This is a genomic window from Chthonomonas sp. (genome assembly GCF_035294505.1).
GTDB lineage: Bacteria > Armatimonadota > Chthonomonadetes > Chthonomonadales > Chthonomonadaceae > Chthonomonas.
The window spans coordinates 20,492-35,672 of record NZ_DATGKU010000051.1 but is presented as its reverse complement, the minus strand read 5'-3'; the positions used below and the strand labels follow the sequence as shown (position 1 = coordinate 35,672).

Annotated in this window: 12 protein-coding genes; 4 read left to right on the top strand and 8 right to left on the bottom strand. The window is 56.1% G+C overall.

The window, feature by feature from the left end; translation table 11 throughout:
- Window positions 1–265: 265 nt before the first annotated feature.
- Entirely contained in the window at window positions 266–661 is a 396-nt protein-coding gene (locus tag VKV18_RS02435) for a DUF192 domain-containing protein (protein ID WP_324202640.1), read from the top strand.
- Window positions 662–707: 46 nt separating this feature from the next.
- The gene (gene pruA, locus VKV18_RS02430) at window positions 708–2,267 is read left to right on the top strand and encodes an L-glutamate gamma-semialdehyde dehydrogenase (protein WP_324202639.1); all 1,560 of its coding nucleotides are present in this window, start codon (window positions 708–710) and stop codon (window positions 2,265–2,267) included.
- Here the strand turns inward: pruA and VKV18_RS02425 are convergent.
- The 3 genes from VKV18_RS02425 to VKV18_RS02415 are packed head-to-tail and all read right to left on the bottom strand — an operon-like array spanning window position 2,264 to window position 6,494.
- A complete protein-coding gene (locus tag VKV18_RS02425; protein ID WP_324202638.1) occupies window positions 2,264–3,310 on the bottom strand; it encodes a zinc-dependent alcohol dehydrogenase in 1,047 nt (348 codons plus the stop codon). The two genes, pruA and VKV18_RS02425, sit on opposite strands and share 4 nt — an antisense overlap.
- Window positions 3,307–4,374 (bottom strand): alcohol dehydrogenase catalytic domain-containing protein, encoded by a 1,068-nt coding sequence (locus tag VKV18_RS02420; protein ID WP_324202637.1) that lies wholly within the window; start codon window positions 4,372–4,374, stop codon window positions 3,307–3,309. Before VKV18_RS02420 ends, VKV18_RS02425 begins: the two co-directional genes overlap by 4 nt.
- Entirely contained in the window at window positions 4,371–6,494 is a 2,124-nt protein-coding gene (locus VKV18_RS02415) for a right-handed parallel beta-helix repeat-containing protein (protein ID WP_324202636.1), read from the bottom strand. The genes VKV18_RS02420 and VKV18_RS02415 overlap by 4 nt, the downstream gene beginning before the upstream one ends.
- Before the next feature lie 176 nt (window positions 6,495–6,670).
- Here VKV18_RS02415 and VKV18_RS02410 point away from each other — a divergent pair, with 176 nt between their 5' ends.
- Both VKV18_RS02410 and VKV18_RS02405 read left to right on the top strand, forming a co-directional pair.
- A complete protein-coding gene (locus VKV18_RS02410; RefSeq protein ID WP_324202635.1) occupies window positions 6,671–7,354 on the top strand; it encodes a Bax inhibitor-1/YccA family protein in 684 nt (227 codons plus the stop codon).
- Between the two features lie 500 nt (window positions 7,355–7,854).
- Window positions 7,855–9,990 carry a glycosyl hydrolase family 28-related protein gene (locus tag VKV18_RS02405; protein ID WP_324202634.1) on the top strand — a complete coding sequence of 712 codons (2,136 nt, stop codon included), beginning with the start codon at window positions 7,855–7,857 and terminating at the stop codon, window positions 9,988–9,990.
- A gap of 184 nt (window positions 9,991–10,174) precedes the next feature.
- Here the strand turns inward: VKV18_RS02405 and lexA are convergent, their stop codons facing one another.
- The 5 genes from lexA to VKV18_RS02380 form a co-directional block, all read right to left on the bottom strand.
- The gene (lexA, locus tag VKV18_RS02400; RefSeq protein WP_324202633.1) at window positions 10,175–10,810 is read right to left on the bottom strand and encodes a transcriptional repressor LexA; all 636 of its coding nucleotides are present in this window, start codon (window positions 10,808–10,810) and stop codon (window positions 10,175–10,177) included.
- A 173-nt stretch (window positions 10,811–10,983) separates the two neighbouring features.
- Window positions 10,984–11,310, bottom strand: a complete 327-nt coding sequence (locus tag VKV18_RS02395; protein WP_324202632.1) for a hypothetical protein — start codon at window positions 11,308–11,310, stop codon at window positions 10,984–10,986.
- Window positions 11,311–11,472: 162 nt separating this feature from the next.
- Window positions 11,473–14,295, bottom strand: a complete 2,823-nt coding sequence (locus tag VKV18_RS02390; RefSeq protein ID WP_324202631.1) for a BPTD_3080 family restriction endonuclease — start codon at window positions 14,293–14,295, stop codon at window positions 11,473–11,475.
- Window positions 14,296–14,366: 71 nt separating this feature from the next.
- Window positions 14,367–14,786, bottom strand: coding sequence for a type II toxin-antitoxin system VapC family toxin (locus VKV18_RS02385; RefSeq protein ID WP_324202630.1), 420 nt, complete (start codon window positions 14,784–14,786; stop codon window positions 14,367–14,369).
- The gene (locus VKV18_RS02380) at window positions 14,761–15,180 is read right to left on the bottom strand and encodes a hypothetical protein (RefSeq protein WP_324202629.1); all 420 of its coding nucleotides are present in this window, start codon (window positions 15,178–15,180) and stop codon (window positions 14,761–14,763) included. The genes VKV18_RS02385 and VKV18_RS02380 overlap by 26 nt, the downstream gene beginning before the upstream one ends.
- Window position 15,181 lies beyond the last annotated feature (1 nt).

The window sequence follows — 15,181 nt, the reverse complement described above, 5'->3', positions numbered from 1 at the left end:
CTTAGCGTTGCTGAACCACTTAACACGACCTCTAATTTGCATACACGTCCTCCTAAAGAAGGAAACGAATTCCGGTATATGCCCGGTGGTCATCAAAAAAGTATAAAGCCTGTATGCCAATTTGTCAAGAAGAATTTTTTTTGCAGCGCGCACTACGTTTTGTTGCCACCTAATCTATTGCAACTCTATGGTTTGCTATCTTTTTTATATCGAAGTTTCGCGCCGGCTTCGGCGGCCATAGGGTGTCGTGAGGTAGACTGATAGCATGGGAGAGGCTTTGTATTCGCTTTTGGAAGTAGAGAGCGGCAACGTGGTGATCGAGAATTTGCATGTTGCAGATACGTTTTGGAAGCAGGTGGTTGGGCTGCTCGGTAAGAGGGGATTAGGTGATAGCGAGGGGTTATGGATTGAGCCGTGCAACGGGGTACATACCTTTGGCATGCGCTTTGAGATTGACCTTCTCTTTTTAGACAAAAGCGGTCTTGCGGTGCATAAGGCCCTGCATGTAAAGCCATGGAGAATCTGCGGGCCGATTTGGGGCACGCGGGTTGTTGTGGAGATGCCTGCGGGGGCCTTAGTGCGCGGCAACATACGCCCCGGAAGGCACTATATAAAAATTCCACGGGAACAGGGAAGGCCGTTACGAGAGTCTAGTAGATAGGGAAGAGGATTTTTTTAGATTTATTTTCAGAAAGGGAACCGATCTTATGTTTACGCCGTTTCAGAACGAATATCCGTATCCGAATTTCAGCGAGGAGCGCCCCCGCAAGAAGATGGAGGAGGCTCTGCAGGCCGTTGCGGGGCAGCTGGGCAAGCTTTATCCGGTCTATTTAGGTACCTCTCGTATTGAGAGCACGGAGCGCTTAGTGAGCATCAATCCGGCCAAGCCGCATCAGGTCGTGGGCCAGGTCTGTACGGCCCCGCCGGAGTTGGTAGAGAAGGCGGTTTTAGAGGCGGAACGCGCCTTTCCGGCATGGGCCAGCCTTTCGCCAGAGGTAAGAGCAAGACATCTGGTAAAGCTGGCCGCTATTCTGCGCCGTCGCATCTACGAGTTTGCGGCTTGGATGGTCTATGAGGTCAGCAAGAGCTGGAGCGAGGCCTACGCCGATGTGGCCGAGGCCATAGACTTTTTGGAGTATTACGCCCGCGAGGCCGTTCGATGGGGACAGGGTAAGCCCACGGTAGATTTCCCCGGCGAAGAGAACGTCTATTTCTACCTGCCTTTGGGGGTTGGGGCGGTAATCGCACCGTGGAACTTTCCTCTGGCCATCCTCACCGGCATGACGATGGCCGCGGTGGTGGCGGGCAACACGGTGATCGTGAAGCCGGCGGAGCAGTCCTCCGTTATTGCGGCCAAGCTGATGGAGCTGTTAGATTTGGCGGGTTTTCCGCCTGGGGTCGTCAACTTGATGCCCGGCCCCGGTGAGACCGTTGGAGAGGCGTTGACGGGGCACCCAAAAATCCGCTTTGTTGCTTTCACCGGCAGCAAGGAGGTTGGAATACACATCTACCAAAGGGTGGCCACGGTTCAGCCCAATCAAAAGTTTTTGCGCCGTGCCATTCTTGAGATGGGCGGCAAAGATGCCATTATTGTGGATGATGGGGTCGGGCTAGAAACTACTGCCACCGAGATCGTACGGTCAGCCTTTGGGTTTCAGGGGCAGAAGTGCTCCGCATGCTCGCGCCTCATCATACACAAAAACCTCTACGAGCCGTTGCTGCAAAAGGTTATTGAGCAGGCACGGCGGTTGCGTGTGGGCGATCCGGTGCAGTATGGCGTAGATATGGGCGCGGTGATAGATGCCGACGCCTACCGAAAAATCCAAAGCTATATCGCCATCGGCAAAACGGAAGGGGAACTTGTGATGGGCGGAGTAGACCCTGCGGAGCCAGACGAGACCGGTTACTTTATTCATCCGACCATCTTTCGGGATGTGGCGCCGAACGCTCGGATCGCTCAAGAGGAGATATTCGGGCCGGTGCTTGCCGTGATAAAGGCGGATGATTTTGACCACGCACTGGAGATCGCCAACAGCACCGAGTACGGCCTTACCGGTGCCCTGTTTTCCTACAACCGTGAGCACATCGAGAGGGCACGGCGTGAGTTTCATGTAGGAAACCTCTACATTAACCGGAAATGCACCGGTGCCCTTGTGGGAGTACAGCCGTTTGGAGGGTTCAACATGTCGGGCACCGACAGCAAGGCGGGTGGCCCAGACTACCTAGGTCTCTTCTTGCAGGCTAAATCCGTATCCGAGCGCTTCTAGGCAGGGGTAACGACCACCTTTACTGCGTCGAGTGTGCCGTTGGCCAGACGGGCGAGCACGTCGGGAAGCTGAGAGAGCTTGGCCCAATGCTGCAGAAAGAGGTTGGTGGGAATCTTGCCCTCCGAGAGCAGGGCTAGTGCTTGCCGAACAGCGCTAGGCGTATGATGGAAGGCGCTTGTGAGGGTGACCTCCTCATAATGAATGCGATGGGTATCTAGGGCGATAGAGCTGCCGGCGGGACAGCCGCCGAAAAGACACACCGTTCCGCCGGGGCGGGCCAGCGCGATCGCGTTCTCCCATGCCTGCGGGGTACCTACAGCTTCGATAACCCAGTCGGCGCCTAGCCCCTCTTCCGTGAGGCTTTTAAGGTGTTGAAAAACCTCCTCTCCTGCTTGAAGATCGAAAACTTTGTCGGCACCGAGCGCTTTGGCTAGCGCAAGCCGTCCCTCACGTCGCCCAACGGCAAGGACTCTTGCCCCGGCCAGAACGCAAAGGCGTACAAACAGGAGGCCTATAGGGCCAAGGCCGAGCACCGCCACGCTCTCCCCAGGGCGAATAAACAGACGTTCCAACCCATGCACGACACAGGCTAGAGGCTCTACAAGGGCGGCCTCCGAAAAATCGAGGTGGGGTGGTATGGGTAACAGGTTTGTTGCGACGATGCGGGCGGGCACGAGGATGGTTTCAGCATAGGCCCCGTTCAGGAACAGCAGATCGCGGCACAGCTCCGGTTGTCGACGTCGGCAAAAGAGGCATCGGCCGCACGGGGCCGAATTCGCAGCAACGACGCGCTGACCCACCTGCCACCCCTGAACATTCGGCCCGATGGCCTCGATGACCCCGGCAAACTCATGCCCAAACAGCGCGGGAGGCCGAATCATGCGCGCATGGTACCCACGGCGATAGACCTTCACGTCGGTGCCACAGGTTAATGCGGCGTATATTCGCACCCGTACTTCTCCTTCGCCGGGTTCCTCTATAGGCATCTCCTCGATCCGCACATCCTCCGGACCGTAAAGAACGGCGGCTTGCATCGTGTTCATGGCAGCAAAATCACCTTAAGGGTGTTCTCGCTCGGGTGCGAAGCGAGGGCGAGAGCCTCTTGAATAGATGAAAGCGGTAGACGGTGCGAGATAAGCGGTCGCACCTCGATGTCATGCCGAAAGATAAGGTCTGCGGCCTCTTGTAGCAGGGTGATGTCGCCACTGTAGGAACCCAGAAGCTGTTTTTCGAGCATGCCGATGGCTCCTGCATCTATTTGGGTAAAGTCCTGCAGATAGGTCTGGGCGAACAGCAGCGCTTTGCCTGCCGGACGCACGAGATCGAGAGTTGTCTGAACCAGGTTGCTGTTGGCGACGGCCAGTATCGCCACATCGGCCCCTCCGGCGGCGGTGTTTTGGGTGAGGTAGCTTTTTGCCTCCTCGGTGGTCGCAAAAGCGCCTTCGGCACCAAACCGCAGCGCCAGGGCGCGGCGCGAGGCAAGCGGATCGACCACCAGCACCTGCGCTCCCGCTCTGCGGCAGAGCTGGGTATAGAGAAGGCCGATGGGGCCTTGGCCCAGAACCAGCACAACGTCATCCGACCGGATTTGGGCTTGGCGAACGCCCTTGAGGCAGGTGTTAAGCGGCTCGATGAAGGCAGCCTCTCCCGCTGTGACGTCGAGGGGCAGTCGGATCATCCCATGTTTTACGCACCGCTCCATCACGCGCACGAACTCGGCAAAGCCCCCTCCCGCCGGCTCGTAGCCGGCGGTGGTTCCGGTTTGCTTGTAGACCGGACATTGAGCAAAGGCACGACGGCGACAGTAGGGGCAATCGGGGCAAAGACAGGGCACATGATGCACCACCGCCACGCGCTCCCCAACCTCCCAACCCTCCACCTCCTCACCGATTTTGACGATACGGCCTGCCATCTCATGCCCGAAGATGCGAGGCGGTTCCACGAGGCCGAAGTGAATTTTTTTGAGGTCGGTGCCGCAGATGCCGCAAGCCTCTACCTTAATAAGAACCTCTTTGGGGCCGATGGTTGGAATCGGGAGGCGTTCGGGCACCACCCTATCTTTTCCCCGATAGACGGCAGCGAGCATAGTGTTGGGCAGATCGTTCACGGTCGTTGTCCCACATCGAGTTGAGGAAGCGGAAAAGCCGGTGGGGTATGAAGGGCGGCCGCCACTTCGTGCGGGTCTAAGTTGCATCCGAAGCCTTTCAATGAGATCGGCTTAAACCCAAGCTTAAAAGCAGGAGAGCTTGGCTTTAGTCGGAAATCGCCTTCTTCCGGGTCAACAAATTCGGGATCGGCGATGAGTGAGTGGATGTCCTGCCCTTTCTGTTGCCATTGGGAAAAGCTCATACCATCGAAAGTAACCGGTTGACCCGCGGCATTCCAGTAGAGATTATAGTCAAGATGGTAGTTGTTACCAGACCAGTTTGAGCCGAGCAGTGTGCCTTGGCGATAGTAGACGATGTTATGCTCCAGGGTGAACGAGAGGTGGTCTTCTGCACGGGTACGCACCAGCTGGGCTTCAAGATTGAGGGCAAAAATGTTGTTGATCACACGGTTATTGGCGCCGTAATGCTGGTGCAGGCCGCCCGACTTCGTGTCGTATACAATATTGTCCTCGGCAAGAACATCGCTGGTGCCCTCATCAAAGTAGATTCCCCAACCGCCATAAGTGAGGGAACGGATGTGGTGCAGGAGGTTGTGTTTGAGAACCGTTCCCGGCGAGACGCCCAGCAGGTAGATGCCGCCCATATCGGAGAGCAGGCCTTGGCCGATGTTTTCGATGCGGTTGTTCTCGATGAGGTTGTCGTGGGCAAGGCTCTTCCCGTAGCCCCACGTCCAGCCCACCGAGATGCCCGTGTAGTAGAGGTTACCGATGGTGTTGTTGAGAAGGCGATTATAGGGGGATTGGCCGATCCATATGCCGGTAGCCGCCGGATGGAGGCGCCCTCCATCGGCGATAAGGCAGTTTTGCACGGTGTTGTTTGAAGCGATGAGTTGAGCTTGGTCACGTATCATCGTCTCTCCGAGCTTCACGCCACCGGCACCAAGGTCGGTTAAAGCACAATTTTCGATGCGATTGTTTTGGCAACCCTCGCCGAGCGAGATGGCCCAAGCACCGGTATGCATAATGCGGCATCGGTCGAACAGACAGTTATGCGCCATGGTTGCCTCGATGGCCGCCGGGAGGTCTACTTCGGCCTGGGGGGCATCGTGGCCTTCGAGGGGCAGATTCCAGTTGGAGTAAGCAAAGGTTAACCCGCGAAAGACCAGGTAGGAGACCGGCGTATCGGTGTTGGGATTGCCCTGAAGGATGAGAAGCTGGTCGAGGCGAGGCGCGACGATTTGGGCGCTTTGTAATCGCTCTTGCGCTTTGGGCAAGTAGGTCAAGACACCGGTGGGGCGGTCAAGATACCATTGACCTGGCTGGGAGAGCGCCTCTTTCACGTTTTCAATAAGATAGCGATTTCCCTTTGGGAAGCTTGCCCACCACTCGGTTCCAGGAGTATGTCCTTCTAAAGTAACGATAGAACGGTTTGTGTCCAGCGATGCAATATGGTAGCGTCCGGCGGCCCAAGTATGAAACACGATAATCTCCACATCGTGGAGGTTCGCCCAGTGAGGGTCGAAGCTGCCCGGCGCGTAGCCGAATTGGTCGAACCCCTTTCCTTGAGCGGCCGGGGAGGAGGTTCCCTCTTGCGTAATGGTGTAGTAGCCGTTCATCGGCAGGCGGGGCCGATAGCGCCGTTCCCCGTTGACCCAGAGTTGGCAGAAGTTCCACAGACCGTTTTTGACATCGGGCAACGTCGTCGTCCAGCGGTCGGGCCCTTCAACGCGCCAGTTTTTAAGCAGGGAACCCCCGCTGATAATGGGTATTTCCCCGGCATAGGCCTCGAAAACGGTTGGAGAGTCAGCGGTTCCACTATCTTCTGGGGTAAACACAAGCGGTTTTGTCAGCGGGTAGAATCCGCCTCTTACGAGAACGATGACGGGACGGTGTATGTTAGGGTGTTGTTGTCGGAAGGTGCGCACGGCCATTTGAGCGCGTTGAAGGGTAAGGAAGGGGCCGTCGGAACGGTGCGAGTTAGGCGCGGGCAAGCGTCCTGACCAGTTGTCGTTGCCATTTGGGGCCACATAGAAATCGGCGCGGGGCCGGGCTGCCAAGGTCATCGTGGCGCCGGTAAGGAGAAGAAGACCTAGCCCGAACATCAGGGTGTAAACTCTCATCGGCCTCTCCTAAAAGGGTTTCTGTCTATTTGGCGTCTTATCTCTTCTGCTTATGGGCAGTAAAATCCTGCTCAATGCGGTTTTGAGGGTGGGAACCGTATTTACGAGGAAGCGGTATACTGAATCAGAGTTCTAGATATGCTTAGCATATAAAAGGGGTTTTTAGGAGGATTGTAATGAACTACGGGTTTGTGCCCACCTATGGAACCGTGGCCGAGGCGCCTGCGGAAGTAAGAGCGACATTTGTGCGTCGGGTCTATGGGCTGTTCTTTGTTTCGGTGCTTGTGACCATTCTGGTAAGCGCTTTTTGTGCGCAGCAGGCCATTGCCGCCACGCTTATGCCCATGCTGCTGCCGCTGCTCATTGTGCAACTTGTGTTGGGCATTATTATGGCGTTTGCGCGGCGTACCACCGGTTTGAACATCGCTCTGTTTTACCTCTTCTCGGCGACGGAGGGGATGATCATCGGCCCATTGATGACGCTTGTTTCGCGTGTGGCGCCCGGGGTTCCGTTAGAGGCGGCGGTGCTGACAGGGGCCGTTTTTGCGGGATTGTCCCTCTATGCATTGCAGTCTGGGAAAGACTTCTCGTTTTTGGGCGGGATGTTGTTTGTGGGGCTGATCGCCCTCATCATTGGCGGTTTAGTGATGATGTTTGTGCACGTGGAGGCGCTCTATACCCTCTACTGCATCATCGGGGTGTTGATCTTTTCGGGCTACGTTTTGTACGACACCTCTTTGATCATGCGCCGACTTTACCCAGGTGAGGAGATTGTGGGAGCTATCAACCTCTATCTAGACCTCATCAACCTCTTTTGGCTGATTTTGCAGTTGCTTATGGAGCTACAGCGTCGCGACTAGCAAGCAAGTTTTCGGTTCTTAAGTCAGTTTGCGGAGCAGGCCGGCTTTGTTCACCCCTATTCCTTCCTTTCGTCCTTGCGGGCATCAACACTGCGGTCTTAGCTGGTGAGAGGGAAGGGCGTCGGCCTTGAGGTTACCCCCATCATGAAATCGGTTCTAGAGCAAGTGAACAGAGCAAGCCTATTTCGTTCGCCCCCTATCCCGTCCTTTCCCCCTATCAGGGAGAAAGGGGGCTAGTATGATGAGTTTCCAGAGGAAAGGTTATCAAAGAAAACCAAGAATGAGCTTGTTGGTCTCCCCACCCCCTGCAGGGGGTGGGGCTGATGGCCTTACGGTTCTAGAGGCAGTTTGCAGAGCGAGTCTATTCCGCTCGCCCCCTATTCCTTCTTTTTCCCCGATCTGGGAGCAAGAGGGCTAGTAGGTAAGCTTCTGGAGCCGATCGGCAAAGTGTGGAGGGTTATTAGGCTGTTGGTGGTCAAATGAGGCAACCCATTCGAATCTTGGCAGCTGCGATCACGTTGGCAGCTTGCGCAACGCCGTCGCCTATGCATACATTATTGGCCGGTCTTACGCATCCGGTACGAGCGGAGCCGGCGTCCCTGCAGTCTCCCTCATGGATCGTATTTGAGGCGGAACAGGCAGAGTTGATGGGCGGTGCCCATATAGATAACAAGGACATGGGTTACCACGGCACGGGATACGTGGATGGTCTTGATGCTTCCAATGTGGGGCAGTGTCGTGTTATATTCGCAGTCAATGTGCCGGCCGATGGACGGTATCCGGTATCCATTCGGTACGCCAACGGAAACCAGGCAGCGTGCACTCTTACGGAATACGTAAATGGATTGCCGCTTAGGCAAGTGTCCTTCGCACCTACCGGCCAATGGACAAATTGGGAAACCAAACGCCAGTCCATCCCGATGCGCGCCGGGTTGAACACGTTTTGGTTAGAAGTTGACAAAGGGGACTCGGGCGGCATTCACTTGGATGCTATTTCGGTTCAGGGCGCGGACAACGCATCGCGCGGGGCTTCTTTGCCCTATGTTGAATATGAGGCAGAGGACGGACAGACCAACGGCACCATCATCGGGCCTGGCAGAGATTACGGCACGTACGCGGCCGAGTCATCCGGACGGCGTGCGGTACTGCTGGCTAAGTCTAGTCAGTATGTGCAGATCAGATTGGTAAAGCCAGCCAACGCAATAGATATTCGCTACGCGATTCCAAACAGCGCGTCGGGTACCGGCATGTCGGCATCTATCAGTCTCTACATCAATGGACACAAAGACCGTGAGGTTCTATTGACCTCCAAGTATGCTTGGGTATACGGAGCGTTTCCTTGGTCCAAAAACCCTGCAGATGGAAATCCTCATCACTTCTACGACGAGGTGCACGTGTTGCTAGGCCGGGAGTTGCCGGCAGGTACGTTGATCAGGCTTCAGCGCGATTCAGGTGATAAGGCGCCCTGGTACCTCATTGACCTGATCGATATGGAACAGGTGCCCAAGCCCTATTCGCGGCCTGCGGATTACGTGTCGGTTACTCAGTTTGGAGCAGTTCCCAACAGCGGTAAGGACGCGGCAACGGCGTTCATAAAGGCGATTTCCACAGCCGAATCGGAGGGCAAAGGGGTATGGATTCCACCGGGCAACTACAACATCGTGAGCAAGCGAATCCCCATCAGTGGCAAAGTGGTGATTCGCGGTGCGGGCCCTTGGTACTCTGTGTTGACAGGCCCCAACGCTGGGTTTGAAGGAGAAGGGGGAAGCTTCCAATTCTACGACTTTGCCATCATGGGCACTACGAATCGCCGAGATGACAGCGCTCCGGACAACGGTTTTGACGATGATTTGGGCAAGAATTCTATCATCCAGAATGTTTGGATAGAACATAAGAAGTGTGGCTTGTGGATTAATTGGCCAACCGACCACCTATACGTTGTAGGGGTACGTGTTCGGGATACGATGGCCGACGGAATCAATTTTGCCGGGGGGACAAGCCACTCGATGGTGGAGCAGTCAGAGCTGCGTAATACGGGTGACGACGGTTTGGCGATTTGGTCGTCTCTATACAAGACGAAGCTGCCAAGCGAGGACAACACGTTCCGCTTCAACACGGTGCAGCTCCCGTGGCTCGCAAACAACATCGCTGTATACGGGGGGATAAACAGCATCGTCTCGGATAATGTGTTGTCGGACACGATGGGATTTGGAGGTGGCATCAACATCAGCACCAACTTTCCGATGTACCCGTTTGCGGGGAGTGTCGTCGTGGAGCGGAATACGTTGAACCGCACCGGGGGGTACGAATACAACGGGAAGGAGCCGTTCGGGGGAATCTGGATCAGTGCCATTAAACAGGATATTAACGCCCATATTGTGATTCGGGAAGACATGGTCAATGACAGTACTTATCAGGGGTTTGAAATCCGCGGCCCATTCAGGGTCTCCCACTTGACGGTAGATGGTCTTGCGATCCACGGGGCGGGGACATATGGGATCGAGATACGAGACCATGCGACCGGAACGGCCGAGTTCAGTCATGTGACAGTCGAAGGGGCTAAGTTAGGTGGATTGAACCAGTCCTCCGCTCCGGATTTCCACATCCAACGGGGCCGGGGTAACCGTGGTTGGTAGGATTTATCGGGCAAACCACACATTAGGCCAGGGCCTTTCCTTTTGGGCAGGCCAAAACCCTTCGGTGGTTAATCAAATGAAACCAAAGATAGGGGTAACCGAGTAGGTTACCCCTTTATGGCCAACCTTCATAAGCTGGTGGTGCCCCTTGCAGACGAACCGCCCTTCCACAAACGCAACCGCTTTAGAACCGTGCGGTGCCTTCGTAGTTACGGATGAGGCCGACCACCTTGCCCATAATGCGGCTATCCTCGCGTTGAATAGGAATGGGAGGATAGGCTGGGTTCGCGGCGATGAGTTTGGCCCCTTGTGGAGTGAACTGTATCTGTTTCACGGTGGCCTCGTCTCCGAGCAGAACGGCCACGATGTCCCCGTTATTGGCCGTGCTCTGCTCCTTCACGATAACGATGTCGCCATCGAGGATATGGGCATCTACCATCGAGTCGCCGCGTACGCGAAGGGCAAAGAGATTGCCGCTTGCCCTAAGGTTGGGCGGTACAGGCACATAGCCCTCAACGTTTTGGGTGGCCGTGATGGGTTGACCGGCAGCGATGGTACCCACCAGAGGAACCAGCGGAAACTCTCGGTGGCGGGAAGCAGGGCCGGTATGCCCCACAACCGTAATGGAACGTGAGGTGCTGAGGCGGGTTATCTTGCCTTTTCGCTGCAGGGCATCGAGATGGACGGTGACGCCGCGCAGGCTGGAGATGTTAAAGGCGTTGCCGATCTCGCGAATGGAGGGAGGATAGCCTTTCTCTTCGATGTACTTGACGATGAAGTCCAAAATCTGTTGTTGTTTTTCCGTGAGGCCTTTTGCCATCGCCGGACCTCCTTTCGGTTAGAATGTGGCCGTATAGGCGAATCTACTAGAAACCATTATACCACATTTTGTCAATCAGATTTTGGACACCTTTGGAATTTTTTTTTGAACGGAAGAAATAGAGAAGCCCCTAACCGATTCGGTTAGGGGCTTTGTGCAGGTGGGCTGAGCCTTTAGCCGCGTGAGATGAGCCAGGGAAGCAGGTTGCCATGGCCTACGAACTGATAGGTGGCATCGTATGTGCAGTCGGTTTGCGGGTCGTAGTATCCAACAACTTGAAAGTTGGCATCGTAGCCGACCAACGTTCCGTTGAAGCTCTGTTGGATGCTGCCACGATAACCGAATAGGGCATCGGTGACGCTGGACGAGTTGCCGTAGCTGGGCTGCACATAGCCCCGCACGCTAAACATGGAGTCGTAGACGGTGCCCGAGCCGTCCTCTTTCTCGTCGTTGTAGCCGAGAAGGCGCCAGGACTGGTCGTAGATAGGCTTTTTAGACATTTGCAAGTTCCTCCTATAGAGTGATCGAACGGATACTACAATAGTTTAATACCAATGGAAAGACGAAAAGCGGAAAGGCCAGGCTTCACCGCTTTTGGATAATTGTTCAGCACCGAAAAGGCCCGCCCGATCCTGTGTGCAAAGGGTCACGAAACAGGGTTGTTAGCCTCTCGTCATCGCTTCCCTACACTGAAGAAGCACGTCTCGAATCCGGCCAGGGTGGTGGGTAACCTCCCAACGCCATTTTCCGAAGCCGCCATAGCTGTTAACCGCATCAACCCAATCCCGAAGGGCACTTAGCTTCGCTCTATCCTGTTCGGTGTTTTGACCCTTCGTCTCCAGCACCAACATGTCGCCATTAGCCAATCGCACGAGAAAATCGGGCCGGTACTTCCGCACCACACCGCCATAGACGTAGAGCACCTCGAAGCCCAGGTGGTCGTTCTTGACCCAGGCGGCCACCTCATCGCTATGGTCGAGCACGTAGGCATCCGACGCCTCCCAGGCGCTGTCGTAAACGCAGACGTTGATATGCGACTTTTTCGTGCGTTCGCACGGCTTGCCGGTGTACCAGGTGCGCATGTCGGCCGTGGAGCGAATGGGGTGATCGCGGTCGAAGACCGGAATAAGCCGCTTGGTGTTCTCCTGCCGCACCGCCTCCCACACATGCTGCACCACCCGCGACATGTTCAGGGTGATGATCAGCCGACGGCGCAGTTCGTCCTGATAGAAGAGAGGCGGCGAGATCGAAATGCGGTCGGAGCGAATGAACTGTTCCACAATCCGCACCAACTGGGCAAGCAACACCTCTCGGCTGCCCTGCCAGGTGTGCTTCATCTGGTCGAACACATCCCGCGCGGTTTCGAAGATGATGCGCTGGGTACGAAGCTCCCGCGCGAGCCGCTCCAACTCGATGCGGTTGACCTTGGTGACGTCTGGCTTGCCTTCGAGAACCGGCGCCAGTTCGGCTACCTGGGTCGTCTGTGCCGCGTCCAGTTCCAACGGCGGCACTGTTGACCAATCCAGCGTCAACCTTGGTTGAAACACGTGCTCGATGCGCACCACATTCGGCCAGCAAATCTCGAACTGAGCCTTGGCCGGGTCCGGTTCCACGGTTGTTTTTGGAGTGGGGGGCGGCGGTGGTGCCCCTTCCCCGCCTTCGTGTGGCAAAAACGTAAAGGGCACCCCGAAGATGTTTACGTACTCGGGTTCGAGCAGTCCCGTTTCCGGATTGACGTCGTACGACATGCGCCGCAGGCCGCGCCCTACCACCTGTTCGCAAAGAAGCTGCGACGTGAAGGCACGAAGCCCCATGATGTGCGTAACCGTTTTGGCATCCCAGCCCTCGGAGAGCATGCCAACGGAGATGACGTTCCGGATTTGCTCGCCGGGCTGCCCCACCTTGCCCACCGTGTCTACCATCTGTCGGAGCCTTTCCGCCTGTTCGGCCTTGGTCAGTTTGCGCTCGACCGGCGTGCCTTCCTCTTCCGCATCCTCTGTCTCGTCCGACACTTCCGCCGATTCAACCGGTTCCTCCTGGGCCTCCGCCTCCTCTAGCACCTTCGAGTCGATATGCAGGATGACCTCGGGTTCGCACAACTCTTCGATGGGGATGCGCCGTGAAGCGAAGGCGTGCCTGACCCGTGCGGCCGTTTCGGTGCGGTTGCAGACGGTGATCATCACCGGCGGGATGGGCTGTCCGGCTCGACACCAGGCTTTCCAGGTTTCCTGCCAGTCGTAGCCGAGCAGGGTGTAGGCGTTCACCACCAGGTCAGGCAGCGGTTCCTCGGGGTTGGCACGGCGGTTGAGATCGTTCTTCACTTTAGAGTAGATGTGGTAAAGCTGCGACTTATAGGTCTGGGCATTGGGAGTCGCATCGTCGCGTACCACCACGCGGGGTGTCTTCACCAGTCCTGACTCGATGGCATCGCTCAAGCCAAAGTCGCTGACGATCCAGCCGAAGAGCGCCTCTTCGCTGCTTTGCTTTCCCGATGGCCTGAAGGGCGTGGCCGAGAAATCGTAGCACTTCAGAATGCCCCTCGTGTGGTGAATGCGGTCTAGTCCGCCAATCCACACCGTTGCTTCCTCGGCACTGTCCCTGAGATCGCGTTGGCGCAGGTACTTGCCTTCGGCCTCCCAGTTTACGCGCCACGCGTGATGGGCCTCGTCGTTGATGACCAGGATGTTGTGGGCCTTGGCCATCTCGCCCAACACCTCGCGGGTGTAAGCTTCATCGCTTTTGGGGCCACGCTTGTCCACGCTTTTGCGCTTTTTCAATTGCTCCTCGCCTTCCCAGGCCAGCACGTGCCAGTTGTGAACCAAAACTTTGCCTTGGCGGAGCTTGTCCAGCAAGGCCGAGGGCACAATGTCGAAGGCTTCATAATAGTTCCCGGCGGCTGAGAGTTCAAGCACCGCCAGCCGCTGCTTCACCGTAAGCCCCGGCGCGATGACCAGCACGTTCTTGGAAAAGCGGGCATCCTGCGGATTAGCCACCTTATTCAGAATCTGCCAAGCGATGACCATTGTCATCACAATGGTCTTGCCCGTGCCGGTGGCCATCTTGCAACACTGCCGCTCGAACTCGCCGCCGTCTTTGGGGATATCGATCCCTGCGCGGTCGGCAGCGGGCGCTTCGGTAAGCCAGATGAGCGTTTCCGCCGCTTCCAACTGGCAGAAGAAGAGGCGCTTATCGCGGTCAGGATCGCGCCAGTGCTCCAGCAAACGCTTGGTAATGCTGGTCACGCCCGGATAGCCCGCCTCGCGCCAGGCCTTGACGCGGGGCCGAATCTGGTTGACCAAGGGAATCTCGATGCTGATGCCTGGATCGTCGAAGGCTTTGGAATCGGTCGAGGCCACCACGTATCCCGCCGGGCGTCGGCCCTCTACCAACTCAAACATCTGTCGGTCGCGGTGGTAGTGCCAATGCTTTGTTGGCTCCTCGTAGGGTGAGTTGATAACCAGGTGAGTGATGGACGATTGGGGCATTACCCAAAAATCTCCTTTTTCCGAGTATGCGCGATGATCATTTCGAAACCCCCTCGAACTGCCTCCATCGGCTAAGGCTCTGGATGGAGCGAAAGGAGTTTGATCTGAGGCACTTTGAACAGAGGCTTTGTTGGCTTTTCGAAAGTGACAAACTCATCCACTGCTGCAATGAATGCGATGGCTACATGTAGCGCATCCATTGGTTGTAGGTCATACCTAGAGGCAAATTCTACGGCTTTCTCTACCACCGTGTTATCGCATGGAACGTTTTCTGCTGCGTTGTCGAGCACTGTCTGCATAAACTCACATTCTGCTGCGTTACCATGGAACGTTGGTTTCGGCAGAACTTCCAACCGAAGGAAGTCGCTAACAACCAGTTGCCTGTCGGGATCATCTAAAATCTCCAAAGCGCGACGTGAAGCGTTCCCCCGATCTCCACGAAATGCGGTGATGAGAACATTGGCATCAACGTAGGTTCGTATCGTTCTCATCTTGCCCTCCATGGGGTCTAGATCCCTTAAGGCCGACGCTTTCTCCCTCCCCGCGACGTCGTCTTACCTCTTCCAACACCTCATCCACACTCCACAAGGTCATGCCCGCTTGAATGGCCTGTTCACGAATGGCCAGCAATTTGCGGCCGAGCGGCGTTTTCGGCACAAAAGTTTCCGTGTTCTGCGGAAGCTCGATTGTTGTCCATCTGCAACTTCTGTCTTCTTGGCGAAAAGGCAGAAGCACCACCACCCATCCCTGTATCTCAGAACTGTTTTTACTGCTGGCTGGACTTCCTGTCTCCCTTGCCGGTTGGTCCATTAAGAAAGGCAAGCGGTATGTGTTTGAGGTAAGAAACCGCATTGGCGCGAGCGGGTCGGTTGGTATGTTGAGCATC